The sequence below is a fragment of the Paraburkholderia sp. CNPSo 3076 genome, assembly GCF_026343935.1.
In the GTDB taxonomy this organism is placed as follows: Bacteria; Pseudomonadota; Gammaproteobacteria; order Burkholderiales; family Burkholderiaceae; genus Paraburkholderia; species Paraburkholderia nodosa.
In genome coordinates, this window is sequence record NZ_JAPMAL010000022.1 from 64,592 (window position 1) to 90,253 (window position 25,662).

Here is a 25,662-nt window from a genome sequence, read left to right on the forward strand (position 1 = left end):
GTAGACCCGGGAGTTGGTGAGGCTGCTTACGCCGTGCAAGGATGCCTGCCCGCACCGGCGGCTTTTGCGCTCATGCAGCGGCCTCGCGCATCAGTCGTTCGCGCGTCATCCACAGATTGCTCAGAGCGAACAGCGTGTGCAACTCTGCGGATTCTTCATCAAGCCGCGCACCTTTAGATGCCACCGTGCGCGGCGATGAACATGGCAACGGCCGACCGGCAGTAGGATTCGATTTCGTTGCTTTCCTCTGCTCTCGCCTCATCGAAGCGTGCGATAAGCAGCAGATCGGATCCTTTGAAAAGCGCAGCAAACAAGCGGGCGGACCGGAGAGGATCGGGCACGTTCAGAACCGCCTTCGCGTGCAACTGACGCAACAGGGCCTCGACTTGGGCGATGACATAGGCGGGCCCGGCTTCGTAATGGAGCTTACTTAACGACTTTTGATTCGTCTTGTCGGCCAAGACCATGGCTTCGACGCTGCGGACGTCCGGGCTCAACAGCGTGCGAAGCAGGGATGATCCCACCGCCATGAGCTGATCTTCGGCCGAACCGTCGACGCCTTCAAAAAGGGCCTGTGGTGCAAACTGATGGCAGTGGGCCGCCATGGCCGCGCTGAACAGCGCCTCCTTGTTCTCGAAGTGCCGATAGATGCTGAGCTTGGATATCTTCGCCCGCTGGGCGACTTTGTCCATGGTCGTCGCTTGAAACCCCAATTCCACAAACAGTTCGCAGGCGGCGTCGACGATCGTTTGGCGAAGCGCCTCGTTGGTGGGCCGGCCGCGCCGGCCCTGGTTGTCTTTGGTCACGACAATTCCAGTACTTGACAGTATTCAAATTCTTGCACTACGATACCACGCAGTATCTTAAATGTGCAAGCCAAGGGTAGGTTTCAACCGGTTGTGCAAATCAGGTTTCCCCGTGCCGCCCGGCGATATCGACTGCGGCATTGTCCGGCCGGTCAACACGGTGATGGGCGACTTGCTCGCCAATGCCGATGTCCCGCCCGCTGACTGCCTCAAGCGCGTATCGCTGGACGATATTGCCCACCACGTCCAGCCCCCCCAATCACAACACGGAGCCCATCACCATGGATGACGTCATCATCATCGGCGGCAGCTTTGCCGGCCTCGCCGCCGCCCTGCAGCTCGGCCGTGCCCGCCGCAAGGTCACCGTTCTCGATACCGGCCGGCCGCGCAACCGCTTTGCCGGCCACTCGCATGGCTTGCTCGGCCACGATCACAAGCCGCCGCTGGACATCCTGGTCGAGGCGCGGCAGCAGTTGACGCGCTATCCAACGATCAGGCTGGTCAATGCCCGGGCCGAGAGCGTGTCTGGTGCCATCGACGATTTCTGCGTCGTCACTGACGATAACGAAAGCCTAAGGGCGCACCGCCTGATCCTGAGCTATGGCGTCGCCGACCAGATGCCGGATGTTCCTGGCTTTGCCGAAAGCTGGGGCACGTCCATCGTGCCCTGCCCCTATTGCGACGGCTTTGAAGTCGCCGGCCAGCATTGGGGCCTCGTCTGGTCCGGCCCGCAGTCGCAGCAGTCAGTCAGGCTGTTCCTCGATTGGACGGACAAGCTGACTGTCTTCGCCGATGGTCATGACATTGCGCCCGATATCCGGGCCGATCTGGCATGCCGCACCATACCTGTCGTCGATGGCCGGATCGTCGAGATCGCCCATCACAACGGCCATATCGCCACCGTCAATCTCGATACCGGCCGCAATGTCGCGGTCGACGTCCTGTTCGCCCATCCGCGCAACAGGCCGTCCGCAAGCCTGCATGAATCACTGGGCCTCGCCACGGTCGATACGCCCGTCGGCATCGCCCTCAAGGTCGACGAGCGCCGCCAAACCAGCATGCCCGGCATCTACGCTGCCGGCGACCTTGCCACGCCCCGCTTGCCCTCGGTCACCCAGGCATCATCGCAGGGCGCAATGGCGGGTATTTTCGCCCAGCAGTCGATGCTGGTTTGAGAGCACGGATTCCCTTCTCCCGTTGCGTCGTCGCTGTCGAAAAGGTCGGCGTAGATCGGCGCGGTGAAGGACGGATCGTCGAGTTTGACGGAATGGCAGGAGCGGTTGTCCTTCGAGGTCCGGCGCCAGGCGGCCGGTCTCGACCCTTGAGACGATCACACGCAGGTGTTGCGCCTTATCGCAGGTGGCGGCGGGTTTGTTCGAGACGATACGCACCTTGGCATCGGTTCAGCTCGCCCTTGCCTCGAACAAAGGGTAGCTAGCTAAGAACGAATCAGAACAAGGAGATGACATGGCAAAGGAAAATGCCTATCAGGTGGCCGACTGGAATGGTCAAAGCGGAGAGCGCTGGGTCGCCAACCAGGCCCGGCTCGACGCTATGGTGTCGGTGTTCGGCCAGGCCGCGATAGAAGCCGCCGCGCCCATGACGGGCGAGCGCGTGCTGGACGTCGGCTGCGGCGCAGGCGCGTCGAGTCTGGCTCTGGCCGCCTGCGTCGGCGCGGGGGGCCAGGTGCTCGGCGTGGACATATCCGAACCGCTGATCAGCCGGGCGCGCGCGCTTGCGCCACCGGATACGCCGGTCCTGTTCCAGGTGGCCGACGCCAGCAGCGCAGAGCTGCCCGAGGGCGCGTTCGACATCCTGTTCTCGCGTTTCGGGGTGATGTTCTTCGACGATCCGACAGCGGCGTTCGCCCATATGCGACGCGCGCTGCGGCCGGGCGGACGGGTCGCTTCCGTCTGCTGGCGCAGCGCGGCCGAGAACGATTGGGTGCGCCTGCCAATGGGCGCGCTCAAGGGCATCCTCGCGCCGAGCGCGACGCCCGATCCCGAAGCGCCCGGCCCATTTTCGTTCGGCGACCGGGGGCGGGTGTCGCGCATCCTGACGGCAGCCGGCTTCGCCGATATCGCTATCGCGCCCTTCGATGCTTCCGTCCCGTTCGGCGAGGGCGGGACGCGGGACGCTGCGATCGACGACGCGGTGAAGATGACGCTCGAGGTCGGCCCACTGTCGCGCGCGCTCGCTGATCAGCCCGACGACATCCGCGCCCGCGCGTCAGCCGCGGTTCGCGCCGCCTTCGCGGGGCTCCCCGGCGAGCGGTCGGTGATGATCGGCGGCGCGGCGTGGATCGTCATGGCACGCAATCCGGCACGCTGACAAGGATTAACAGGGGAGACGCCCCCGCTCGGTAGCGCTGGGCGTCGTTGGCCGCTCAGATTGATGTCCTTCTGGCCGATGAACGAGCGCTCGCCTTGTGACAATCAGATGGCCGGTTGCGAAGCAGAGCCGACGCCTGAGCGGCCTGCCGGCGGCGCATGTGACCGGCAGTTTGTGGCCGACCAGAGCCGGACGATCGAGCGCGAGGATGATCTCCCGTGTGCGTTTGATGCAAAAGGCATAACTCGACCCGTTGCCGTCATTCGAGCCTTCGCGACGGTAACGACGGTTTTCGGACGTGCAACGGCCACTCGCTCGTCTCTGGCTCGCGAAACCATGAATCGAGTCGAAAAGCCGTGCTTGTCCCCTATCGCGTCATGCGATCGGGTGGCTAGCGGAATTTTTTGCGTCGAGCGGGAATATTTGAAGTACAGCGGTCGTTTAGCCTGCGGCGATTTCTCGCCAGTCAGACGTGGAGGGAAGTTATGTCTCAGATCTCGTGGGGTCTCAAAGCGGCGGCGGTGATCGTCCTCGCCGCCGGTTTCACAATCGGACATGCTGCTGCCGATGAAGCTTACGCCGTCACGCCACTTGTATCCAACCTGGCAGGCTCTGCTCCGAAGGTCGACGGGGTACTGCAGAACGCCTGGGGTATTGCCTTTAGTCCGGCAGGAAGTCCATTCTGGATCAACGACAACGCCACAGGCTGCTCCACGCTTTATGACGGCGCGGGCACCAAGGTAGCACTGCAGGTTTCCATCCCGCTTCCAGGCAACGTGATACCGGCCAGCGACTGTCATCCCGTCTTTGCCAGCAGGCCACCGAATCCCGCACCTGCGGCGCCGACCGGCATCGTATGGAATCCTTCGTCGGCATTTCTCGTGCCAGCTACCCAGATCCCGGCCGTATTCATCTTCGCGACCGAAGACGGGACGATTTCCGCTTGGGCCGGTGGGTTGAATCCGGCTAACAACGCCGTGATCGCGATCGATAACTCATCCAATCCCACCGCTGCCAACGGGGCCGTCTACAAGGGTCTCGTCTTCGGTGTGAACGCGCGAGGCGCATTCCTGTTTGCGACAAACTTCCGATCGGGCCGGATCGACGTATTCGGGCCGAACGGCACGAATGGTTTGTTTACGCCCGCGATGACGGACGGAGGCTTCGCCGATCCGAACATCCCAGCCGGCTACGCCCCGTTTGGTATTGCGAACATCGATGGCGACCTTTTCGTCACCTATGCGCAGCAGGACGGTCAGAAGCATGACGACGTTGCAGGCCGCGGTCATGGATTCGTCGATGTATTCGATACCGACGGCCACCTGCTGCGCCGCTTTGCGAGCCAAGGACCGCTCGACTCGCCGTGGGGCATTACGCGCGCATCGTTTGCGTTCGGCCGTTTCAGCGGCAAGATCCTCATCGGCAACTTCGGCAATGGCCGAATCAATGTCTTCGACAATGACGGCACGTTCGTCGATCAGCTGGAGAATGAGTTCGGCAATCCACTGGCGATTGACGGCCTGTGGACTCTGACACTCGGAGGCGGGCGCAATTCAAGCCCGGACACGCTGTACTTCTCGGCAGGTCCTAACAAGGAGTCAAATGGACTCCTCGGAACCATTGCTCCAGCAAATGGCTCCCAAACACGAACGTCCGCTCAGAACGGGCAATAGCCCGCAGCATGGCTCCCCGGCCAACTCCTGAAGCGCGACAGCGCTAACCATTGACGACGTTGATTCGAGTCGAGCCGAAGGACCCCACCTCAGCCGGTCGCGGAACTCGTCAGACGCGACCGGCTCTTCCCGGCAAGACCGGGAACTGCGTGTTCTCGCGTAGGCAAACTGGCGCCCAGGACGCCCGATCCAGTCGCTCCCGAGTGCGACGATGGTCTCCGCTGCACCTTTCACGCAAAAGGCATAAGACGGACCTTTCTGAGACATACGCCAGAATTCGGCAGAGCGACAGGTTCCAGGAGCGTGCCGGACATTGCGACTCAGCGCCCGGCTTGCTGCTGCGTGAGGTACTTGTCGAGCGCGTCCATTGTTCCGCCCCAACCTTGAGACATGCTGGCGTGCGACGCGTCGAAGATGGCTTCCTCGGCTTCACTGGCGTCCAGAGCGCGCCACTCAAGGTGCATCAACGTGCCACCCTCGACTTCGCTGAGTGTCGTCGTTGACAGCGTATAAAGCGGCCATTGCGCGGACATCGGATGTCGCGTCACTCCGCCTTCGGCATCACTAAACTGCACGACGACGACAATGCGCGCAGGGGGCGTCAATTCGCGGAACGTCCACTTGCCCCACATCGCGGGAGCGTCGGGCACGCCGCGCGGCTTCATCGCGTAGTGAAAGACGCCACCGACCCGCGCATCCACTGTGCAGTGGGACATTTCCATGCCGGGTGGGCTCATCCACATACTCAAATGCTCAGCTTCAGTCAACGCGGCGTATACGAGTTCGCGCGGCGCAGCGAAGCGGCGCTCGATGACGAAGGGAGCGGAAAGTTTGTCAGTCATTGCGGCGAGTCTTCCTGGTTCGGGTTGAGGAAACTTTGGACGTGGTTTTCGGCGCAGCCTTTCCGTGGGAGTCCTTCACAGCCTTCTGTTGCAGTTGCTGCAGGTAGCTGTCGAGCTGGTCGAGACGCTGTTCCCACAGGGCACGATACTGCAATGCCCAGTCAGCGGCCTGCTTAAGCGGCGCAGGCGCGATGCGACAGGGGCGAAACTGGCGGTCGCGCCCCTGAGTGATGAGGCCGGCCCTTGCGAGAACGCGCAGGTGCTTGCTGATGGCAGGCGCACTCATATCGAAAGGGCCGGCCAAATCGCCAACCGTCGCTTCGCCTTGCGCCAGCCTGGCGAGGATGGCGCGCCGCGTCGGGTCAGCCAGCGCGGCAAATGTGACGCTGAGATGGTCTGCTTCCAATGATTTTTCCAATTGGTTAATTAGCCGATAGGTTAATCATGGTCCAGACTAAATCCGCTTGTCAAGCAATCCGTGCAGTCTCTGCCTTTTCTTCAAGAGTCAGGTTCTTCGTGTAATCCGCCCACGCTTGATCCCCGATTTTCATATCACTCTTGAAGCTCTGAAGCTTCGCATCGATATACGCTTGCTTTGTATCCAGCGCCGCGGACGCAATGGTGAATCGCAGACGATTCAGCGCTGTGTTCATTAAATCGATACGCTGAATGGAAACCAGTCTCGCTTCGTAGACTTCGTGTAGCGAATCGTTGACTCTACTTATGCTCCAGAGCCCCATCAGGCCCCCCGCTAGCAGCAGCACACTCAATGCAGTCATGACGGCGATCAGTCGCGCCTTGATCGTGAGGCTCTTCAAAGTTCAATTCCCCGATTAATACAATTGACGCAAGCGTATTTTCGCCGTCTTCAAGGTCCGGTCCTGCAACGTCAGATCGTCATGCCGCCGTCAACGCTCAGGGTCGTCCCCGTCACGTATCGAGATTGATCCGACAGTAGCCATATCACAGCACTCGCCACCTCATCGGGCTGACCGATTCGATGCATCGGAATCATTGCATCCAGCAGATGGACGTCACCACTAGTACTGCGCATGTAATTCGGCGTCTCGGTGGCGCCCGGACACACAGCATTCACGCGAATGTTCCGAACCGCGTATTCCTTGGCGACTGCACGGGTCAGCCCCACCACCGCGTGTTTGGCCGCCACGTAGTGGGCAATGCCGTCCATACCGCGCAATCCAAAGATCGAGGCGTTATTGACGATGGCGCCCCCGCCCGAACGCAGCATCGCTTCGACCTGATACTTGACACCGTAATACACGCCCTTGAAGTTCAGATCGATCACCCATTCCGCTTCATCGATTGGCGTTTCGTGAATGGGTTTGAAGTCCCCGTGCCCGCCGGCGTTGTTGAATGCGAAATCGAGACGACTGAACGTTTTTTCCACGAATTCAACAAGCGCCTGATTGTCTTCTCGCTTCGAAACGTCCGCCTGGAAGATTGCCGCCCGACCGCCCAGGGCTTCGATTTCTTTCTGGACCGAAACCAGCTTGTCTTCGTCACGACCGGCCAGAACGACCGTGGCCCCTTCCGTGGCGAGTGCCAGCGCAGCGGCCCGACCCATTCCAGAGCCGCCGCCGGTCACCAGACCAACCTTCCCTTTCATCAACATCTTTGTCTCCCTTTTTGTCACAGCGAGTTACGCGGCCTCTGCCTGCGATTCGTCAGGCACCCGATCTTCGTGCACCAGATTGCGCCGCAATACCACGGCCTGACCGCCATGCGTTTTACCGTTGATCCACGCAGACAAGGACGAGTCCATATAGTCCGCGTGACCCGGAAACCAATCCATCAGCGATTGTGCAAGTCTATGCACGGCGCCCAACCCAATCTGACCGATAGCTGCCAGTTGATGCACCTGAAACACTGAACCAAGAACTTCGTCGTGTTGATCTCGATGGCACCTGGAATAAACCTCGGGAAAAGCCGTTTTGTCCATCCACGCGTGTTCAAGATCGAAGTGGGCTATCAAATGTTTTTCCACTGCATCGAGAGCAGCCAAAGCGGTGTGCGCCGTACTATTGCGCAATGCAGTGACAACCTGAACAAACTCACGATGTTCATCATCCATAGGGCCATGTCCAAGTAGCAGAGCATCGTTCCATTCCAGCTTTTCGACGCTGTTGGTCTTTCGCTGTGCATGGTGTGCATGATGGTCACTGCGATTGGTCTGTTGAGCGTTCATTTTTCATTCCCCCACTTCGGTTCCTGGTTAGGCCTTCCGTTCGGCTCCAATCAGAATCGAAGCCATCACGGCAGGTGCATTGCTTTTGTTACGCCATGCGTGACGTGTGCCGTTCTGAACCACGATATCGCCGGTTTTCAGAACACGTGTTTCCCCGTCATCGAGTTCCAGACAGAGTTCGCCGCTAAGGACGATGTCGTAGTCAACCGAGTCGGTGATATGAAAGCCCGAGCCATCGGGTTCGAAGCATTCAGCCAGACCCGGCAGGATGGCTGCATACTCGGCGCCGGCGGCAGCGCCGTCGAACGAAGGATCCGCCATCACCGCATCAGGCGGGAACTGCACGATCATCAGACGCGTGCCATTCAGCGCCGGCATCACCGTGGCTGCGTCGGCAACGGGGTCCCCAGCCGAATGCGGGAGTATGGTTTCGGGACTCGTTGCCCAAATCTGCGTGGTCCTGAAACCGGGAACGGCTGCGAAAGCATGGCCCGGTTCTTCGGAATCGCTCAAGATTACGGACTTGCCATTGTTTTGGCCGGTCACAACGCGACGTACCATTTCGTATATCTCCTAGTCCTGAATAACCACGACGTTGACGAAGCCCGTGACGCGCTTTGCTGCGTCTTCCAGCGCTTCATTTGCTTGATCGAGCGTGTAGGTGCGGTTCTTGAACGACGACACATCGAGCGTACCCGCCTCGATCATCGCGACCAGATCCTGGCCTTCGCCGACCGTGAACCAGAGCGAGCCGATCACCGACAGCGCCGAGCACATCATTTCGTGCATGTTTACCGGCACTTCGTTGATCTGGGCACCGATTTCCACGAGCTTGCCGCCGCGACGCAGAGCACCGAATGCGTCTTTGGTGACTTGCATGTTCGGGCCCGGAGCGATAGCGTCCATCACCGAATCGACGCCCACGCCGTCCGTCTGCTCTTTGGCCCATGCAGCCAGGCCCGACGACCCGTTGGCGACCGAGTACGTCAGGATACGAGCCGGGTCGATTGCCTTGACCTCGGCCAGCGTTTGCTCGTTGCGAGCCACGACCAGGATCTTCGTCGCGCCCATGGCACGTGCGATCAGCGTGGCGCACAGGCCCAGCGTGCCCGTTCCGCCGATGATCATCACCGACTTGCCGGCCGCGACTTGTGCTTTGCGCAGACCCGAATAGGCCGTGCCGAGATAGCCCATGCGCGCGCCGATTTCGAACGAAACCTTCTCGCCGAGCTTCACCAGACCGTCAGCAGGCGCCGTAGCGTATTCGCTGAGGCCACCGTACGGGTACTCTTCATACAGGAACTGCGACTTCGGTCCGAAGCCGAAGTAGCCTTGAAATGCGTAGGCTTCGCAGTTGATGGGCTCGCCCACGCGGCAGGCGTGGCACGAACCGCACGAACGGCCCGGATTGATGTACACGCGGTCGCCAACCTTGAGGCCCGTCACTGCGGGACCGACTTCAGCCACAACACCCGCCGCGTCCAGACCGTAGATGGCGGGCAATGCCGCATGCGCCAGATACGGTTTTTCCGAACGGTAGTTGGTGATCACATTGCCCAGATTCGGAACGATGCCAGAAGCCTTGAGCTTGATCACGACGTCGGTCGGCCGCTTGAGCGTCGGATACGGAATCGTATCAATGCTGAACGTGCCCGACGTGTTGTCGTGGAGGCGCGCAGCGCGCATGTATCGGCCTTCGTTGCTCATTCGTACGTCTCCTTAAAATGCTCCTGACGCACGGTGCGTCAGGAACCGTCACTATGTGTCCGCTCTGGATCAGAAAGAATGAATCAGGCCGAGGCTGAATGCCGTTTGACGGCCACCCGAAGCCGGACCCGCAGCCATCAGGATCCATGCCGGACCACCCGACGATTGCTGGAACGCCAGCGTGGAATACAGGCTCGTGCGCTTCGACAGCAGATAGATCAGCGAAAGCGTTTCCTGATTCACGTGCTGCTCGTTCAGCACGTCGTTGCCCTTTTGGTACTGATACGAGAAGTGCGCGTGCAGCGGAGTGGACAGTTCATACGTCAAATCCGCTTCGTAGACACCGACGCGTGCACTATTTTGCGTGTTCTCCGTATTCGTATACAGCGCAGCGAATTCAGCAGCGCCCAACATGTACGAAGCGCCAACGCCGAAGTTTCGAATACCGTCATTCCCGTTGTTCAGCGACGGATACTTGATATACGTGTATGCGCCATTCAGCGAGAAGCCGCCATTGCGATAGTTCACGCCGAAACTCTGGGCCGAGTTTGAACCGAAGTTGCCTGCGACGCCGCCAAAGCTGTACAGACCACCGAAGGAGAAACCGCTGTACGTCGGGCTGGTGTATTTGATGGAGTTCGGAATTGCCGAACCCAGGAGACGGTCGAAGTCGAATGAGCCGTTGCCGGGACCGCCGCGCGGGCTATTGAGGCCCTGGAACGAGCTTTGGCGCAAGTTCATTGCGTTGACAACGGGGAATGCGGGACCCCAGCGTTCTGCGACCAGCGAATCGAACATAAAGTCGATTTGATTGCCAGCCGTCAGCGTACCCCACTTTTCGTCCTTAAGACCAACGTATGCCGTATGGCCGAACAGACCGTTGATCATCGCGCCGTTGTTCATGTTGAACTGGCCTTCCAGCTTGAAGATCGCCTTGGTGCCGCCACCAAGATCTTCACTACCCACGAAACCGAACAGATCAGGTGCTTGAGTATCCGGGTCGATGGACACCAATTTCTTGCCACCGACGTTCGACGTGTACATGACACCCGAGTCTATAAGGCCGTATATCTGAACGGATTGTGCGTTGGCGTTGACTGCCACCACCGACCCGATCAGTAGTACAAATTGTTTGATCTTCACTTCTGGCTTCTCCTCACCTGTCAGCACCCACCTGATTTACGGGCACTGTGTTTAGCGCTGTGTCCTTGGGGACCGCGATTTATGACTCCCTCTGCAATCGAGGGAGTCACCTCCGTGCGTGACGGCTAACCATCACCAATTTATTTTTGAGCTTTGAGCAGATCCAACGCCACGTCAACGATCATGTCTTCCTGGCCACCGACCATACGGCGCTTGCCCAGTTCGACCAGAATGTCCACGGTCTTCAGACCGTACTTCCTGGCCGCGACTTCTGAGTGACGCAGGAACGACGAATACACGCCTGCGTAGCCAAGGGCGAGCGTTTCACGGTCCACACGAACCGGGCGATCCTGGAGCGGGCGCACGATGTCATCGGCTGCATCCATCAACGTCATCAGATCCGTGCCGTGATTCCAGCCCATGCGTTCTGCTGCGGCAATGAATACCTCCAACGGCGCATTGCCGGCGCCGGCGCCCATACCGGCGAGCGATGCGTCGATACGATCACACCCTTCTTCCACAGCAACGATGGAGTTTGCGACACCCAGCGACAGGTTGTGGTGGGCATGCATGCCCGTCTGCGTTGCGGGATCGAGGACCGCCTTCAAAGCACGGAAACGATCACGGACGTCTTGCATCGACAGCGCACCGCCGGAGTCCACGACGTAGATCGTGGTGGCGCCGTAGCTTTCCATGAGCTTCGCCTGCCCAGCCAGTGCTTCCGGCGTGGTCATGTGGCTCATCATCAAAAAGCCCACGGTATCCATGCCGAGTTCACGGGCGTATTCGATATGCTGCTTCGAAACGTCGGCTTCCGTGCAATGGGTAGCAACACGAACCACGCGCGCACCCGCCTGGTAGGCAGCCTTCAGATCGTGAATCGTGCCGATGCCGGGCAGCAGCAGGGTCGCGATCTTCGAATGCGTCACCACGTCAGCAACCGCTTCGATCCACTCCAGGTCCGAGTGTGCGCCGAAGCCATAGTTGAAGCTCGAACCCTGCAGACCGTCACCGTGCGCGACTTCGATAGAATCGATTTTCGCCTTGTCCAGCGCGCGTGCGATGTCCTGCACGTTCTGGATCGAGTACTGATGGCGAATCGCGTGCGAGCCGTCGCGCAGCGTAACGTCCGAGATGTAGAGTTTCTTGCCCTGAGTCATTTGCAGTCCCCTTATGCGCCGATCATGGATTGAGCCATGCGCTCTGCGGTACGCATGCCGACGCTGGTCATGATGTCGAGGTTGCCTGCATAAGCGGGCAGGTAGTGTGCGGCCCCTTCCACTTCGAGGAAGATCGAGGTCTTCAGACCGCTCAACTTGCCGAGTCCGGGAATGTTCAGGTTCCGAACTTCATCGAACTGGACCTTCTGCTTCAGACGATAGCCCGGAACGTAGGCGTTCACGGCCCAGGCCATCTCTTCAATCGACGCCTCAACTGCATCACGATCTGCGAGTTCCGACAGGGTGTAAACCGTGTCACGCATGATGACCGGAGGCTCTGCCGGATTCAGAACAATGATGGCCTTGCCCTTCGATGCACCACCCACGGCTTCGATTGCCTTCGAGGTGGTTTCCGTGAACTCGTCAATGTTGGCCCGGGTACCTGGACCTGCCGACTTGCTGGAGATCGAGGCGATGATTTCGCCGTAGTGGACCTTGGCCACGCGCGAGACAGCCGCAACCATCGGAATCGTGGCCTGACCACCACACGTCACCATATTGACGTTCAGTGCATCGACGTTCGTGTCACCGTTCACGACAGGAATGCAGTACGGTCCGATTGCAGCGGGTGTCAGATCGATCATGCGGATGCCGGGCTTCAGCGTGCGAAGGAATGCGTCGTTCTTCACATGTGCGCCAGCCGACGTGGCATCGAACACGAAATCGATGTCCTTGAACACGGGCAACCGGGTCAGGCCTTCAACGCCCTCATGGGTGACCGCAACACCCAGACGATCCGCACGCGCCAGACCATCCGATTTCGGATCAATACCGACCATTGCGCCCATTTCCAGAGCCTGGCTATTGCGCATGATCTTGATCATCAGGTCGGTGCCGATATTGCCCGACCCAATGATTGCTACTTTGAGTTTCTTCGCCATATTCGTTACTCGATGAAAGTTGCGCGGACCGAGCCCAGCCCTTCGATTACCGCCGTGTAGGTGCCGGGCGTGGACACGGCAACCATGGGTCCCAGCGCACCGGTGAGAACCACATCTCCCGCACGCAGCGGCGCACCCAGTGCTGCCATACGATCTGCGAGCCATACCGCGGCATTGAGCGGATTGCCCAGACACGCAGCGCCGTTGCCTGTGGAGAGCACTTCGCCCTCTGATTCAAGCCTCATCTCGCACGCGGTGAGATCGAGTTGCGAGAGTGGGACCGGACGCGAACCCAAAACGAACGCGGCACGCGAAGCGTTGTCGGCAACCGTATCCACGAACTTGATGTCCCAGTTGCGGATTCGACTGTCCACGACTTCGATGGCCGCCACCGCGTAGTCCGTCGCACCGATCAGACCGGCAAACGTATGACGCTCTGATCGGGAGCGAACACGACCACGAGTTCAGGATCGAACTGGCGAACGCGTTCCCGTGCGGCGGCACCCATTCTGGCCACTTCGGCAACGACTTCGGGTTTCGGATCGAAATACCCGTGCAGCGGCGTATGGGAAAGGCATTCGAGAATAACTGACATGCACAGGCCTTAAACGCGATTGAATGTGAGACGAGCGACCCGGGCTTCCGACGTACCCGCTTCCAGCTTATGCGTGGTCAGCGACAACAGATCTCCCTTCAACTCCGCATAGCGCTTCTGTTCGCCACCTACCCAGTTCGGGAACAGGCAGTGCTTGACCGCGTGCGTGACCACGTTACCTTCGATGCTCCAATCGCCGGCGTAGGTCAGGTAGGTGTTGTATGCCACGGCCTTCTCTGCGTCCGATGCATTCCACTGACCACCGGTCGTGAACTGTGCGCGATCTTTTTTGGCGATGGCACAGAACATGCCATTCGGCCCGTATTCCATGAACCCTTCGAGCTCCGTACCCATCGGGTGGGTGACTCGACCATCATCAAAAATTTGTTCCCAGGCCCGAATTTGCCAACGGCCTTTGATATCGAGATCTTCCATCTTTGTCCCGTTAATTAATTGAGCAGGAACTCCGAAACCGCGAGCGTGAACGTCGCAGCCTTTTCGATCTGTACCCAGTGTCCGCACTGATCGAACTCTTGCAGCGTCGAGCTCGGTAGTAACGTCTTCATACGTCGCGACCACTCGACCGGGATCACCTGGTCGTTCAGGCCATGGATGAGCAGCGTCTCGTGCGTGATTGCCGCCAGATCCGATTCAGCAAGGGCCAGCATTTCCACGCCCTGCTGACGCGGCGCCGGGAACAGGCGGGAAAATCGTTCTTGCACGTCTGCGCGGATCGATGCCTCGTAACGCATACGCACCAGGTCGTCGGTGATGATCGAGTGATCGTAGGCGAACACTTCCATTAGCCCCTTCATGGCATCCAGGCTAGGCGTGTAACCCCATACCTTGTCAAGACCCTCGCTGATCGGCGCATTGATGCCTGCCGCGCCCATCAATACCAGACGATTCACGCGCTCGGGATATGCCTTGGCCAGTGCCAGTGCGATGGCACCACCAAAGGAGTTGCCGACCACCGACACCTTCTCGATCTCCAGCGCGTCGAGCAACGCGATCAACGATTCCACCCAGACAGCGGGAGTCAGCTTGAACTGCTCGGGGCACTGGGTATATCCAAATCCCAGCATGTCCGGTGCGATAACTCGAGCCTTCTGGCTCAGTACCGGAATAATGCCCCGCCAGTTAGCCCAGGCGGTGACACCGGGGCCCGAACCGTGAATCAGCAGGATCGGATCGCCCGCGCCCTCACCAACGTCGTGGTAGTTCAGCGCGAAGTCACCCAGCGTGAGTGAATTTGCGATTTCGGGGCTTGCGTTGCTCATCAATTTGCCTTTTGTGTATCAGGGATAACAACCGGTGCACGCATGCCTTCGGCCGCCAGTTGTTTAAGAATTTGTCGCGCTTCCTCGCGTTTGTGATCCGGAAGCCATGTCCGGTCATGACCCCAGAGGCTCATACCTTTCAGTTCCTCGACTTCCCAGTCAGGTCCGACCGTGCGCGTAGCCCAACCCAGTTCGAACATCCATCCGTCCGCGTTCTTGAGATAGAACGAGGTGGCGTGGTCGTTGATGTGACGACCCAGCGTCACGCCAATCGAATCCGGATTCAGGAGCGCGGTATCGTACGCGCGACCGACGTCATCGAAGTCGTTGTATTCGAGCATCAGGTGATAGATGCCGGCCTTGCCACCCGTATGCGCGATGCCAATCGTATGGTGGCGTGGGTTGCAGTGCAGGAATTCGACCTTGAACGGCTTATAGGTGTAGTCCGTGAGATGCATGCCCAGCACGCTGCGATACAGGTTCGAGAGTTCTTCGAAGTGCTCGGTAATGAGCGCCACGTGACCCAGGCCCATGTTGCCGGTACGGAAGCCGCCAATCGGACGGCCGGGCACGAATTGCGTGTCCGCATCGGCCAGACCATAGGCGATTTCCAGACGCACACCATCATCGTCATGGAAGTGCACCATGTTCTTGACGCCCCGGAATTCGATTTCCTGAGCCGTGCCGGGTGTCGTTTTATAACCAGCGGCCTCCAATGCCATCGTGCACGCCACCAGGGTCGGGGCGTCGGGAACTTCGAAGCCCATACCCATCATGGACTCGCCATCGGTAGCCGTGACGACAAACCGCTGAATCTTTTCGTCCGCGCGAATGCGCATGGTCTTTCCGGCTTCGGTCACTTCGATCTGCATGCCGATGTGATTTGTCACCTGGTCGATCCATTCCTGCATACAGTGAGTCTCGACCACGATGTAGCTCAGCGCATTAATCATCTCTGTTCAATCCTTGCAGAAACAACGTATAGGCCCGTCGCGGGCCGGGAGGCGCCGACGCGGCTCACACCAGCCCCGATCAATAGAGATCCCTCAGGGGCGCGCAATGCCGCCCAAAACGCCTTCCAGCAAAATGCCAATAGCGAGCAGCCGTCGATCCGAACCTTGCGGACCGTCGAACTCCATGCCAACCGGGAGCCCCGTTCGGGAACCCAGTCCTGCCGGAAGATTCAGGCCCGGAAGCCCGGCACTCGCCATCGGCTCGGTGTTCTGGATCAGACGCCGGAAGTTCTCTTCCTCATAAATGCTGTCGTCAGCATCGGGCGCCACGCACGCGGTAGTCGGGAACATCAGCGCATCCAACTGATGCCGGGCAAACAGTTCGGCATACCTGGCCCGCAACTGATCACGTCCGCCACCGGCCTTTTGTGCCTGTTCGTACAGGGGTGTCACATCCACGAGTTCACCTGCGGCATTCGGGAACTTGTTGGGCAGCACCCAGTTTTCATAAATCCACTTCACGTCTGGACTGTCGATCTTCCTGGCCAGTTTCTCGACCGTCATCTGATGACCGTTGTCCTTCAGGTACTGCTCCATACTGGATCGGGACTCGCCAACCACCGCCTGGAAGCCAACTGCAGCATTCAGTTCGATCAATCCGGTTTTGCCCAGATCAATGATGGTCACGCCCAACTGTGTGAGACGCGTAACCACAGAGCCCGCGACCTCGCGCGTGTCGGGATCGAGATTCGCCCAAAACTCGGCGGGAAGGCCTAGCCGTAGCTTCCTGAGTTCCACGTGGGGCAACGCGCACTCGTCAGAAATCACACTGTCAAGGAGCGCCACATCGTGCATGTTCAATGCCATGGGGCCCACGGTATCCCGCGTCCTCGCAATGGGGATCACGCCCAGGCCCGAGTAGCGACCCCACGTCGGACGCAGCGAAGCCACGCCATTGAGTGCGGGGGGAATGCGCATTGAGCCGCCTGTATCGGTTCCCAATGCCCCTAGGGCCATCCGTGCACCCAGAGCAGCGGCCGAGCCCGAGGACGAACCGCCGGCAATTCTGGTCTGGTCGTATGCGTTACGGACCCCACGGCCTGCACCCGTATTGAAGGCACCGTTGTAGCCCGTCGCCCCATAGGCCAGTTCATGCATGTTGGTCTTGCCCAGCACGATGGCTCCTGCATCCCGGAGCTTGCGCAAGGTCGGTGCATCCGCGACCGGCACGAAGTCTGCAAATGCGGGACTACCTGCGGTGCAGCGGATGCCCGCGCTATGAATGTTGTCCTTGACCACGATAGGGATGCCTGCCAAAGGCCCCAACGGAATCCCTGTCTGCCGTGCCCGATCAATCGCCGCTGCAGCCTTCAGAGCGCCCTCTGCATCAACGGTAACGAATGCGTTCAGGGCTTTGCCTGCGTTGATACGTTCCAGACAGGCCAATACCAACTGTGTACTCGTCACCGATCCGTCGTGAAATGCCTGAGCGGCATCGGCCATCGTGAAATCGATGAACGGTTGATGTTTATCGTGGGTCATATTTAATCCTTAACCCAGGCATCCTTGACAGCTTTAGAAGTCTTGCTCATGTCTGTCTCCTTGCTTTCTGGTTATGGAGCTACAACCACAGAAACTTAAAGGCCAAGCTCGCTCCGTTCGCGGGTAAGCGTGTCGATCACCGCGTACAGGATTTTTTCGGCGCAGGGCATCAGGTCGGGAACGTAGGTGGCGCCCATGCCGCCCAGTCCCTCGGCAACAGGCACTGGCGCGCCCTGAGCCGGCCACGGCCAACCGATGCGAGCAGTCGGCACACCGTAACGACGCAGTGCCGCACCGTCCGTTTGACCGGCCAGCATGTCGGGTACGCCATGCGGACGGCCCTCGATGTGCTCCCAACCTCGCCTGGCCGACTGAATAATCCAGTTTTCTGGGTCAGTGGTGCCGCCCGGGACCGAGCCGTACATCTCCCAGTCCATCGTGATTTCCCGATGACGAGTCTTCACGTCCTCGATGAAGTTCGCGAACTGTGCCTTGACATCAGCGGGGCTCGTCCGGGGATTCACACGAACGTCGAAGAAAATCTCTGTGACTGCGGACGGGAATGCAGGTCTTTCGATCTGACCGCCACGAACGCCGGCAATCCAGCCATGGGGCTCGATAACGCCCGACGTATTGCGTTTCGTGTATTCAGGAAGCCATGCTTGCAGCTCCTGAATCACCGTGGCAGCGGGAACCACCGACGAACGGAAACCCGGCACGTCGTGCGGGATACCCGCATAGCCCATCGTGCCCTTGACCGTGATCTTGAACCACGCCATACCCGGCTCTTCGTGGTAAACCCAGTTCCACGGCTTCATGATGATTGCGAAATCGGGGTACATGCCACGATTCAGCAGATTGATCACGCCATTCGACATGCCCGAATGACGCTCCTTGATGTCAACGGGCATACCGCCATCGGCCATACCGACAAGCAGATTGCCGTTCAGCGGAACACCCGTTTCCAGCACTGCCGTTGCCACTTCAACGTGCGTGGCAATCATGCCCTTCGGATTCGAAGCGCCGAGGCCGAATACCCAGTCTTCGATCTGCCTGGCGTGCGGCTGCAAATCGGCTTCTTGACCGGGGCCGGAAAGAATCTCTTCTTCCTTGGTGCGATCCAGGTGGGTGTCAATAGGCGCATAAAGCAGCAACGACGCGCCGCCACCGGTTCCCCGGTGCTCACCCATAACCGATCGGCTGATGGCCGAGTTGTCGTACGTTTTCGTTTGCAGCCCGATCATCTCCATGTGCTGCTGCATATAGTCAGCAGCATCACGCGTCGAACCCGTAGGGCTGTGAATGTCCGTCAGCTCGAACAGCAGCTTTTGAAGACGCTTCGAACTCAGGTTGGCCTTAGCCCTTTCGTACCATTCGGTTTGCTGAGCCGAAAGCGGGATTTGCTTCGTAGGATTGAATTCCATGTGCCCATTCCTCAATTCGATGCAACAAACTGCTCTGCGAAAATCAAGTCCGGCTTCATGCCCAACTCGATCAGACGCCTGGTTGCCGCGTCGATCATCGGCTGCGGGCCGCACAGATAAGCCACCGTGTTCGGATCCGTCACATCCCCTTCCTTGAGGGCCGAGACCGGTGAACCTTCGTGCATGTCTTCCGTAGCGTTGCGATCCACGCAGATGCGGGTCTTCAACGTCGGCAACCAGTGCTGACGCAGTTCCATGTCATCCAGCGCAAACAGCGCTTCAGGGACCGCGCAACCAAACGAGAGCAGCATCGGCGGCTTCTTGCCCGAGGCCTGCCTGAGGCCATCGATCATCGACAGGATCGGAGCCAGACCCGTCCCACCGGCAACGAAGATGTGCGGCGCGCGACGATGCTCTTCGCGCAGGAAGAACGCGCCATAGGGGCCCTTCATCGTCAGAACCTGATCCACTTGCGCCTCGTTTTCGAGGAACGTGGACATCGCCCCATTGGGCAGCAGCCGGACCAGAAATTCCATCTTCGGCAGGGTCAGCGAGGTAGACGACGGGCTGTAGCTGCGGAGAACACCCAAACCCGGTACCGTGATCTGCATGAACTGCCCGGGCCTGAATTCGAGCCAGTTGCCTTCGGCCAGCTCGACAGTCAGACGCATGACATTGGGCGCGATACGCTCCACGGAGTCGATGAAGACCTTCACCTCCTGGGCGACCGACGAGCCGACTTCCGAACCGTATGCGACGTTGATTGAACAATCGGATTCAGCCTTCGTCACGCAGAGCAGCCGGTTTCCTTCTGCGTATTCCGAAGCCAGGAGCGTCGAACTGGCGCCAGGGATAGTCACGGCCTCACCTTCCGCGAGCTGGCACGTGCAGGACGCGCAGGCCCCGGCCTTGCACTGATACAGCACAGGCACTTCTGCCTTGATTGCGGCTTCGAGAATGTTTTCACCCGACCCGGCGGCAAATGTACGGCTCACGCCGTCTGCGAAGTTAATGGTTACCTGATGAGCTTGGGTCATGACTTAATCCGCAAAATAAACACTTTCAATATCAATCAAGCCAACCCAGGCGGGACCTGACGATGCCAATCACTGTGGCGCTGCAATACCATGCCGACCATACACAGCAGGTCATCTTGATACTTGCGGCCAACCAGTTGCCCACCGATGGGCAATCCTTGCTCGGTAAATCCAATGGGTACCGACAATGCGGGGTGTCCCGAGGCGTTGAACGGCGACGTGAACTGAATCAGACGCCGGTTAGCCTCAGGATCCGAAGCCAAACCCGCCAACTGTTCATACGTCGGTGCCGCATAGGGCTGCACCGGAGCCAATACGACATCCACTTCTGTGAATACCGCATCCATCTCGCGGGTAAACTGCTGAGCATCACGAATGATTCGCTCGTAGTCCACAGCCTTGAGTTCGCGTCCCTGATCAATCAAACGGGCCAGTGCGGGACCGTATTCAGCGGCCTTGTCGGGATACGTCGCTCCATGAGCAACAGCTGTTTGAACCCCGCAGTGATGCTCCCAGTTGGAACTGGTCGCCCGCGTATCCGGAACCTTGATGCTCTTGATTTCGCCGCCCGCCTCAGCAAGGATGACCTTGACCTGCTGAATCGCGCGCTGAATCACGGGATCGACGCCATCCGAAATCCACGATTCGTCGATGCCGATTCGCAATCCCTTGAAGCCTTTCAGGAAATTGTCGAATCGTTGCTCGTCGATGGTAGCGAGCAGGCGTTGCGTATCGTGACCACCAATGATTGCGAGAAGGAGCAGCACATCACGGGCCGAGCGAGCCATGGGGCCCACGTGATCCAGCGATGCAGCCAGTTCCATCGTGCCCTTACGGCTGATCGTGCCGTAAGTCGTTTTCAATCCAGTCAGATTGTTAGCTGCACTGGGGAAACGCACCGAGCCACCCGTATCCGAACCGAGCGTGCCATAGCACAGACGAGCCGCCGTAGCGACACCGCAACCCGAGGAACTCGCACCACACCAGTGCGCGGCACCCCATGGATTAACAGGATCAGGGATCGTCGGATGGTGGATGGCAAATGCGCCCTCCGTCATTTGGAGTTTGCCCAGCATCACCGACCCTGCATCTTGCAGGCGTTGCACGACCGTCGCGTTTTCCGTGGGTACGCGCTGGGCATGGATCGGCATACCACCGGCAGTCACTATGCCCTTGGTATCGAACAAATCTTTAACTGCGAGCGGAATACCGTGCAGGGGACTCCTTACATCCCCGGCTCGAATCTCTTTCTCCGCCTGCTCTGCGTGCTTCAACGCCAACTCAGGAGTGACACGGGCATAGCTATGCAAATTCGCGTCCAGTGCTTCCACGCGGGCCAGAATCGCCTTGGTGACTTCTACCGGACTGATCTTGCCACTGCGAATCTGCAACGACAGGTCGTAGATTTCGAAATTAGTCAGGTCGCGTGGAAGGCTGCTCATGACGGATACGGATGATAAGTTTAGTTAGGTCGAGGCCTGATGGCACACAGAAACGAGAATGGAGACCGAGAGGAATACGAACCGATCTCCTTCCTCGTAGCTGGGCATCAGCGTGCTACAAGGTGCCAAGGAGAACTGATAGGCACCCTGACGAGTGCCGACCAATCCTTAGAACCAGACTTGTTCTACAAAGTACGCCGGGCGCTTGCCATCGGCGAGTTCCTTGAAGCGCGTGCTATGAGTCTTCACTGCACCGTAGACGCCCTTGCCAGGCTTCGCGATGCCACGGTTGTGGCGCGAAGCGAGCTTGCGCCACGTGACCGGTGAGATGTCGGTCGACACCAGTTGCTCGTCATCCCAGCCCGTGCCGTCCGCGTAGAAGTGCTGCATACCTTCGCGGGCGTAGAGGTCGCAGTCGTTGAAGCCGTGCAGGCACAGCTCCTTGTACACGCGGTCAAAGCGGTACTTGAACTTCTTGCGATCTTCCTCGGTCGGGCAGATGCGGACCAGCACTTCCCAGTACTCGTGCAGATCGTCCGTGACCGGAACGTACCATTCGTACTGAACGACGTGCTCTTCCGGCCAGTTTTCGACCATGAGGACGCCCGGGAGGACCACCGACGTGCGATAGAAGCGACCGTTCAGGTTGTCGATCTTGAGGCCCAGTTGCTTGTTTTCCAGCACCGGCTGCCACTTGTCCGTGAACAGCCATTGCATCATGCCCTTCGGACCATTTTCGTCTTCAACGACCTGAATGCAGTCGTCCGAGACCGGCAGAATGCCCAGCGGGAGCACCCAGTCGTTCACGTGAACGATGGAGTTGTCCTTGTGAACCAGGATGTGCGCGTTGTCGAAGCCGTTTTCGCACGCGATACGCCAGTTGCCGAAGCCCGTGCGGTGCATGCCGTGAGCGACTGCGTTTTCGTCCAGGATCGATGGCGTGTCCGGCCACAGCGGGTGCGGGAAGCGCTCGTTGTTTTCCGGGAAACGGAACGGCAGGTCATCCGACAGCGGGGGAACGTCTTCGAGCGGGAAGTCGTCTTCACGAACGAATACGAAGATCATGCCCGCGACTTCCTGAACCGGGTACGTCGTGATACCGGTCGTGCCGATCAGCTTGTCGTCCGGATTGGCAACGATGGTCGAGAGCTTGCCGTCGTCCAGATTGAACGTGAAGCCGTGGTACCAGCACGTGATCGTTTCCTTGTTGAAGCACATCGGCTTCTCGGAGAGACGAATGCCACGGTGAACGCACTGGTCCTTGACTGCGTAGACCTTGCCATCGACGCGTCGCAGCACGATGGGCACGCCGGCGATCATGATGCCCTTAATGCCCGTCTGGAGTTCTTCTTCGTTCTCGGTCGTGGTTTCCACCAGTTCCTTGCTGAACATCGCCGGATACCAGTGGTTGATGAAGCCCCAAGCTGCGTCCTTGTAGGGCTGGTATTGCGATTGCGACTTTGCATCGTTGTAGCGCGAATCGCTGATCGAATGCTGCGCTACGCGACGGCGAACAACAGTTTGGTCCGACATCTGTATGTCTCCTCGGAGGGGGTTAGCCCTTGTAAAGGGGGGTATTTTTTTGCGCACCAGGTAAGGCAGTGACCGCAAGACAAATCGTATTGCCCGACCGCGCAGTCGACACTCCAATGACTACGAGCCCTATCCCATCTGTGCATTCAATATGCGTTTCGAGGGTTTATCCCTACAAACGAAAACGGGGCTCCTGAGAGCCCCGTTCGGGTTAGCGCTTGACTTGATCAACTATTTCATTCGTAGTACTTTTAGTTTGGAGCGTGGCGTAATTGTCCGCAAGGGCAAGCCCTTCGCATCATCGGAAGCATTTGGCGAGGCGGCGCGCGATTTCCGGATTCTGGCCGCACGTGGTGGAGATCTTCAGTTGACGCTCAGCCGGGGGCGTCAGGTGCGAGTTCGTGACACTCACCCGTTAGCCCGCTTAACGAGTTAGTGTTTCGCTAGGGGTCTCGCCAAACCAACGTTTGTAATAAGTGGTGAAGTGCCCTAGATGGGCAAAACCCCACTGATACGCTACCGCTGTCACCGTTGTATTTTTTGGGTCAGAGTTCAACAACTGCTCGCGCACCCGATTGAGCCTGATGCTCTTCAGCAGGTGCATGGGTGATGTATTCCGGTACTTTCTGAATCCTGTGTATAGCGAACTGGTGCTGACCCCAACGTGCTCCGCAATGGTCCCCACCGTAATAGGCTCGTGCGCCCGCTCTTCGATGAAAAGCTCGGCTTTCCTGATAAACGCCGGAGTCACGGAACGTGACCGATCTTCGTTGAGTGCCAGACTATGATTGCTTGCTTGACTGATGAGCAGCAGTGAGCCAATCATCTGTTCGATTTGCGCTGCCAACAGCGGCGATGACGAAGGCGTACCGCCCAGGTAGTCGAAGAGCCACTGCATGGTGGAAGCCCACCGTCTGCCGGCTGCGGAATCGAGCGGCATCGCAGTTTCGAATTCCACCCGGGTATGCGCTTCCTTGCCGAGATGCTGTCCACACAGGCGCTCCACCAAACCGCGATCAATACGGAGAATCAGCTTTTCGGTGCCCGTCGCATGAACGATTTCATGTTGTTGTCCGGCATTAAGAATCGAACCTACCGTAGGCGATGAACTGACGGACTGGTTGCCATTGGTGATGTGCTCACCGCCACTGAGTGGCACCTGTACTAAATAGAAATCATCAAATGTAGTCGGTCGAATCCTGAGTTCGCCGCCGTAGCTCATTCGTCCAATGCCGATTGATCCGTACTTTCGATACATTAGACGCGCATCGAGTTTACCGCGCACATCAATATTTCGAAGTTCGTTCTCGCAGAATGTACGCGTCCCCCAATCTCTGGCCTGCTCTATATCCCGGGTCCGAAATAGCTCGGCCTCATTTGAGGGACTGGAGTCATCGTCAGCCTCAGAATGAAACTCCTCTTTCTGTTTCATTGATTAATAACTCGGAAGATATTCAGCTATTTGGGATCGGGATCGGATTTTAAATAATTATACATTCCTTAAAACAACTCACCCATCCGTGTCTCCCCTACAACGCGAACTGGCCCTGATCAATCGCGGAGGTCGAATTCAGCTGCTTACGCAATGCCCTCGACAGGCAAAATTCAAATATTTTGGGCAGTTCACGGAAGCGGACCGCCTTCGAAACCTTGAACGACGCGAGGAACGAACAACGGTCAGCGATGATTTCCTCGGGCGCGCATTCCATGCGGGGTCGGAGTGCAATAAACGCACAAGGAACCCCACCCCACTTCGGAACCGGCTGTGCCTCGCCGGGGTCAGCGGGGTGTAATTGGCATTGCAACGTTGCAAACCATCTTCATACATATGCATTCGCACCGTCTCCGTCTATTTTTGACTGCTCTCTTGAATGCTTTGATCGCGCTGAAGATCGTTGCTCGCAGACTATGCCAACCCCACTTGGTGAACTATCCAATTCGTGCACGGACTATCCCGATACTGCAAGAACCGTAGCCCCGACTGGGTCAACGCTGAACAGGAAGGTAAGCTTGGCGGAGCGGGCACGAACGAAAACACGAATGGATTGCTGAGGCAGTACTTCCCGAAAGGTACCGATCTCTCCGTCTACTCACAGGGCAGGCCTAATGCCGTGGCAAGGCGGCTCAATGAGCGCCGCCGAAAAACACTAAACTTCGATACACCGGCTGAGCGATTTCATCAAACCGTTGCATCGATCGGTTGAATCCGCAGCCGCCCTCCGCCGATCCCCACCTTCTCCCCCAAACTCCGCAAAGCAATCAAAAAGCCCCTCTCCATTCGGAAGAGGGGCTTTCGCGTAACGTGTGATGCGTTAGTGCGACGTGCTGCGAGACCACGCAAGACAGTCCGTCAACGCAATGCCTTACTGGCCGAAGTAAACCGGCTTCAAACCGGTAATAGCCGTGGGTGCGCCAGATGCTGACGATCCGCTGACCATCCCGCCGTAACTGCTCCCGCCGTTCTGCGCGGTCACGCGCGCTTCGGCAGCCTGGATATCGGCGGGATAGCTTGCATTGTCGCCGTCCCCGACATGATAGCCAGCCTGTTCGAGCTGGACGAGCTCGGCGCGAACTTGTTCAGTCGTCACGGCGCCGTTCGTCTGCGCGAACGAGAGAACCGGAGCAGCCGCGATAGTCAGGAGAACGACAGTTTGAGCAAGGTATTTCATGATGAGTTACCTCCAACGATTGCCACGTACAGTTCGACAAGTCTTCTTGTATGCAACCGGCGTCAACGACCCATCGATGCAGTGAAGCAGGGTGCGTTCAAGCGAGCTGGCCGCACATCCGACTGCCCTCGGCGCCAGGGGAGCCGCCCAGTCACGCGAGCGCGAGCGGCGCCATAACTAGCCGTTTCACTTCGCTGATTTCCTCCTGTGACGAACGAAATCCTGCTCAAAGCGAACCTCTTTGCGTCGAGCACGACTGTGTTGAACATATGCAAACGATTCCGCGCTTGAGGGCAGCTACAGCGAGCATCGAGCAGGCTCGCATCGCCATGCGCTTGCCCGTCGCACGGTTCCGGCAGAGGCACCGGCGGCAAAGCG

The 25,662-nt window shown here is 58.7% G+C and carries 24 protein-coding genes and 5 pseudogenes; 4 read left to right on the forward strand and 25 right to left on the reverse strand.

The features are described from left to right. Positions 1-70: 70 nt before the first annotated feature. Together M3A49_RS25120 and M3A49_RS25125 are read right to left on the reverse strand one after the other, a co-directional pair. Positions 71-186, reverse strand: a pseudogene (locus tag M3A49_RS25120) (IS5/IS1182 family transposase); the annotation flags it as partial. Then, a complete protein-coding gene (locus tag M3A49_RS25125; protein ID WP_266231484.1) occupies positions 174-806 on the reverse strand; it encodes a TetR/AcrR family transcriptional regulator in 633 nt (210 codons plus the stop codon). The pseudogene M3A49_RS25120 and the gene M3A49_RS25125, both read right to left, overlap by 13 nt. Positions 807-1,087: 281 nt before the next feature. On the opposite strand from M3A49_RS25125, the gene M3A49_RS25130 reads away from it, so the two are divergent. Next, entirely contained in the window at positions 1,088-1,981 is an 894-nt protein-coding gene (locus M3A49_RS25130) for an NAD(P)/FAD-dependent oxidoreductase (RefSeq protein WP_266231485.1), read from the forward strand. Here M3A49_RS25130 and M3A49_RS42740 read toward each other — a convergent pair. Next, a pseudogene (locus tag M3A49_RS42740) lies at positions 1,876-2,103 on the reverse strand (DUF736 family protein); the annotation flags it as partial. The gene M3A49_RS25130 and the pseudogene M3A49_RS42740 sit on opposite strands and share 106 nt — an antisense overlap. 170 nt (positions 2,104-2,273) lie before the next feature. On the opposite strand from M3A49_RS42740, the gene M3A49_RS25135 reads away from it, so the two are divergent. Beyond that, entirely contained in the window at positions 2,274-3,137 is an 864-nt protein-coding gene (locus M3A49_RS25135) for a class I SAM-dependent methyltransferase (protein WP_266231486.1), read from the forward strand. Between the two features lie 485 nt (positions 3,138-3,622). Further along, positions 3,623-4,810, forward strand: coding sequence for a TIGR03118 family protein (locus M3A49_RS25140; RefSeq protein WP_266231487.1), 1,188 nt, complete (start codon positions 3,623-3,625; stop codon positions 4,808-4,810). 320 nt (positions 4,811-5,130) lie between these two features. Here M3A49_RS25140 and M3A49_RS25145 read toward each other — a convergent pair whose 3' ends face one another. From M3A49_RS25145 to M3A49_RS25245, 21 genes and pseudogenes are all read right to left on the reverse strand, one after another. After that, positions 5,131-5,652, reverse strand: a complete 522-nt coding sequence (locus M3A49_RS25145; RefSeq protein WP_266231488.1) for an SRPBCC family protein — start codon at positions 5,650-5,652, stop codon at positions 5,131-5,133. Then, complete coding sequence (locus tag M3A49_RS25150; RefSeq protein ID WP_266231489.1) at positions 5,645-6,058, reverse strand: ArsR/SmtB family transcription factor; 414 nt, start codon at positions 6,056-6,058, stop codon at positions 5,645-5,647. The genes M3A49_RS25145 and M3A49_RS25150 overlap by 8 nt, the downstream gene beginning before the upstream one ends. 61 nt (positions 6,059-6,119) lie before the next feature. Continuing rightward, positions 6,120-6,470, reverse strand: a complete 351-nt coding sequence (locus tag M3A49_RS25155; RefSeq protein WP_266231490.1) for a Tar ligand binding domain-containing protein — start codon at positions 6,468-6,470, stop codon at positions 6,120-6,122. Between the two features lie 71 nt (positions 6,471-6,541). Beyond that, positions 6,542-7,285: an SDR family NAD(P)-dependent oxidoreductase gene (locus M3A49_RS25160; RefSeq protein ID WP_266231491.1), complete on the reverse strand. Its 744-nt coding sequence runs from the start codon at positions 7,283-7,285 to the stop codon at positions 6,542-6,544. Between the two features lie 27 nt (positions 7,286-7,312). Continuing rightward, the gene (locus M3A49_RS25165) at positions 7,313-7,858 is read right to left on the reverse strand and encodes a hemerythrin domain-containing protein (protein WP_266231492.1); all 546 of its coding nucleotides are present in this window, start codon (positions 7,856-7,858) and stop codon (positions 7,313-7,315) included. Positions 7,859-7,885: 27 nt separating this feature from the next. Further along, positions 7,886-8,419, reverse strand: coding sequence for a cupin domain-containing protein (locus M3A49_RS25170; protein WP_266231493.1), 534 nt, complete (start codon positions 8,417-8,419; stop codon positions 7,886-7,888). A 12-nt stretch (positions 8,420-8,431) separates the two neighbouring features. Further along, positions 8,432-9,565: an alcohol dehydrogenase catalytic domain-containing protein gene (locus M3A49_RS25175; protein ID WP_266231494.1), complete on the reverse strand. Its 1,134-nt coding sequence runs from the start codon at positions 9,563-9,565 to the stop codon at positions 8,432-8,434. 69 nt (positions 9,566-9,634) lie between these two features. Then, positions 9,635-10,708: a porin gene (locus M3A49_RS25180; RefSeq protein ID WP_266231495.1), complete on the reverse strand. Its 1,074-nt coding sequence runs from the start codon at positions 10,706-10,708 to the stop codon at positions 9,635-9,637. 140 nt (positions 10,709-10,848) lie between these two features. Continuing rightward, entirely contained in the window at positions 10,849-11,868 is a 1,020-nt protein-coding gene (gene dmpG / locus M3A49_RS25185) for a 4-hydroxy-2-oxovalerate aldolase (protein WP_266231496.1), read from the reverse strand. An 11-nt stretch (positions 11,869-11,879) separates the two neighbouring features. After that, positions 11,880-12,809 carry an acetaldehyde dehydrogenase (acetylating) gene (locus M3A49_RS25190; RefSeq protein WP_266231497.1) on the reverse strand — a complete coding sequence of 310 codons (930 nt, stop codon included), beginning with the start codon at positions 12,807-12,809 and terminating at the stop codon, positions 11,880-11,882. 5 nt (positions 12,810-12,814) lie between these two features. Then, positions 12,815-13,246, reverse strand: a pseudogene (locus M3A49_RS25195) (fumarylacetoacetate hydrolase family protein); the annotation flags it as partial. A gap of 2 nt (positions 13,247-13,248) precedes the next feature. Next, a pseudogene (gene mhpB / locus M3A49_RS25200) lies at positions 13,249-13,404 on the reverse strand (3-carboxyethylcatechol 2,3-dioxygenase); the annotation flags it as partial. A 9-nt stretch (positions 13,405-13,413) separates the two neighbouring features. After that, entirely contained in the window at positions 13,414-13,839 is a 426-nt protein-coding gene (locus M3A49_RS25205; protein ID WP_266231498.1) for a lipocalin-like domain-containing protein, read from the reverse strand. Between the two features lie 14 nt (positions 13,840-13,853). Next, on the reverse strand, positions 13,854-14,684 hold the full coding sequence (locus tag M3A49_RS25210; protein ID WP_266231499.1) for an alpha/beta fold hydrolase: 831 nt from the start codon (positions 14,682-14,684) through the stop codon (positions 13,854-13,856). Further along, positions 14,684-15,637 (reverse strand): VOC family protein, encoded by a 954-nt coding sequence (locus M3A49_RS25215; RefSeq protein WP_266231500.1) that lies wholly within the window; start codon positions 15,635-15,637, stop codon positions 14,684-14,686. Before M3A49_RS25215 ends, M3A49_RS25210 begins: the two co-directional genes overlap by 1 nt. A 93-nt stretch (positions 15,638-15,730) precedes the next feature. Further along, positions 15,731-17,179, reverse strand: a complete 1,449-nt coding sequence (iaaH, locus tag M3A49_RS25220) for an indoleacetamide hydrolase (protein WP_266231501.1) — start codon at positions 17,177-17,179, stop codon at positions 15,731-15,733. A gap of 95 nt (positions 17,180-17,274) precedes the next feature. After that, the gene (locus M3A49_RS25225; RefSeq protein WP_266231502.1) at positions 17,275-18,603 is read right to left on the reverse strand and encodes a M20 family metallopeptidase; all 1,329 of its coding nucleotides are present in this window, start codon (positions 18,601-18,603) and stop codon (positions 17,275-17,277) included. Positions 18,604-18,614: 11 nt separating this feature from the next. Then, positions 18,615-19,640: an FAD-binding oxidoreductase gene (locus tag M3A49_RS25230; protein WP_254353122.1), complete on the reverse strand. Its 1,026-nt coding sequence runs from the start codon at positions 19,638-19,640 to the stop codon at positions 18,615-18,617. 35 nt (positions 19,641-19,675) lie between these two features. Continuing rightward, entirely contained in the window at positions 19,676-21,082 is a 1,407-nt protein-coding gene (locus M3A49_RS25235) for an amidase (protein ID WP_266231504.1), read from the reverse strand. A gap of 168 nt (positions 21,083-21,250) precedes the next feature. Further along, on the reverse strand, positions 21,251-22,615 hold the full coding sequence (locus M3A49_RS25240; RefSeq protein ID WP_266231505.1) for a Rieske 2Fe-2S domain-containing protein: 1,365 nt from the start codon (positions 22,613-22,615) through the stop codon (positions 21,251-21,253). Positions 22,616-23,039: 424 nt separating this feature from the next. Then, complete coding sequence (locus tag M3A49_RS25245) at positions 23,040-24,047, reverse strand: AraC family transcriptional regulator (protein WP_254353119.1); 1,008 nt, start codon at positions 24,045-24,047, stop codon at positions 23,040-23,042. Positions 24,048-24,636: 589 nt separating this feature from the next. On the opposite strand from M3A49_RS25245, the pseudogene M3A49_RS25250 reads away from it, so the two are divergent. Continuing rightward, positions 24,637-24,819, forward strand: a pseudogene (locus M3A49_RS25250) (transposase); the annotation flags it as partial. Positions 24,820-24,978: 159 nt separating this feature from the next. Here M3A49_RS25250 and M3A49_RS25255 read toward each other — a convergent pair. Continuing rightward, positions 24,979-25,284, reverse strand: a complete 306-nt coding sequence (locus tag M3A49_RS25255; RefSeq protein ID WP_266231506.1) for a DUF4148 domain-containing protein — start codon at positions 25,282-25,284, stop codon at positions 24,979-24,981. Between the last annotated feature and the right edge of the window lie 378 nt (positions 25,285-25,662).

Coding starts and splice junctions, on each gene's coding strand:
- M3A49_RS25130 (WP_266231485.1), top strand. CDS start 1,088: ATGGATGACGTCATCATCATCGGCGGCAGCTTTGCCGGCCTCGCCGCC.
- M3A49_RS25135 (WP_266231486.1), top strand. CDS start 2,274: ATGGCAAAGGAAAATGCCTATCAGGTGGCCGACTGGAATGGTCAAAGC.
- M3A49_RS25140 (WP_266231487.1), top strand. CDS start 3,623: ATGTCTCAGATCTCGTGGGGTCTCAAAGCGGCGGCGGTGATCGTCCTC.
- M3A49_RS25145 (WP_266231488.1), bottom strand. CDS start 5,652: ATGACTGACAAACTTTCCGCTCCCTTCGTCATCGAGCGCCGCTTCGCT.
- M3A49_RS25160 (WP_266231491.1), bottom strand. CDS start 7,285: ATGTTGATGAAAGGGAAGGTTGGTCTGGTGACCGGCGGCGGCTCTGGA.
- M3A49_RS25165 (WP_266231492.1), bottom strand. CDS start 7,858: ATGAACGCTCAACAGACCAATCGCAGTGACCATCATGCACACCATGCA.
- M3A49_RS25170 (WP_266231493.1), bottom strand. CDS start 8,419: ATGGTACGTCGCGTTGTGACCGGCCAAAACAATGGCAAGTCCGTAATC.
- M3A49_RS25175 (WP_266231494.1), bottom strand. CDS start 9,565: ATGAGCAACGAAGGCCGATACATGCGCGCTGCGCGCCTCCACGACAAC.
- dmpG (WP_266231496.1), bottom strand. CDS start 11,868: ATGACTCAGGGCAAGAAACTCTACATCTCGGACGTTACGCTGCGCGAC.
- M3A49_RS25190 (WP_266231497.1), bottom strand. CDS start 12,809: ATGGCGAAGAAACTCAAAGTAGCAATCATTGGGTCGGGCAATATCGGC.
- M3A49_RS25205 (WP_266231498.1), bottom strand. CDS start 13,839: ATGGAAGATCTCGATATCAAAGGCCGTTGGCAAATTCGGGCCTGGGAA.
- M3A49_RS25210 (WP_266231499.1), bottom strand. CDS start 14,684: ATGAGCAACGCAAGCCCCGAAATCGCAAATTCACTCACGCTGGGTGAC.
- M3A49_RS25215 (WP_266231500.1), bottom strand. CDS start 15,637: ATGATTAATGCGCTGAGCTACATCGTGGTCGAGACTCACTGTATGCAG.
- iaaH (WP_266231501.1), bottom strand. CDS start 17,179: ATGACCCACGATAAACATCAACCGTTCATCGATTTCACGATGGCCGAT.
- M3A49_RS25225 (WP_266231502.1), bottom strand. CDS start 18,603: ATGGAATTCAATCCTACGAAGCAAATCCCGCTTTCGGCTCAGCAAACC.
- M3A49_RS25230 (WP_254353122.1), bottom strand. CDS start 19,640: ATGACCCAAGCTCATCAGGTAACCATTAACTTCGCAGACGGCGTGAGC.
- M3A49_RS25235 (WP_266231504.1), bottom strand. CDS start 21,082: ATGAGCAGCCTTCCACGCGACCTGACTAATTTCGAAATCTACGACCTG.
- M3A49_RS25240 (WP_266231505.1), bottom strand. CDS start 22,615: ATGTCGGACCAAACTGTTGTTCGCCGTCGCGTAGCGCAGCATTCGATC.
- M3A49_RS25245 (WP_254353119.1), bottom strand. CDS start 24,047: ATGAAACAGAAAGAGGAGTTTCATTCTGAGGCTGACGATGACTCCAGT.
- M3A49_RS25255 (WP_266231506.1), bottom strand. CDS start 25,284: ATGAAATACCTTGCTCAAACTGTCGTTCTCCTGACTATCGCGGCTGCT.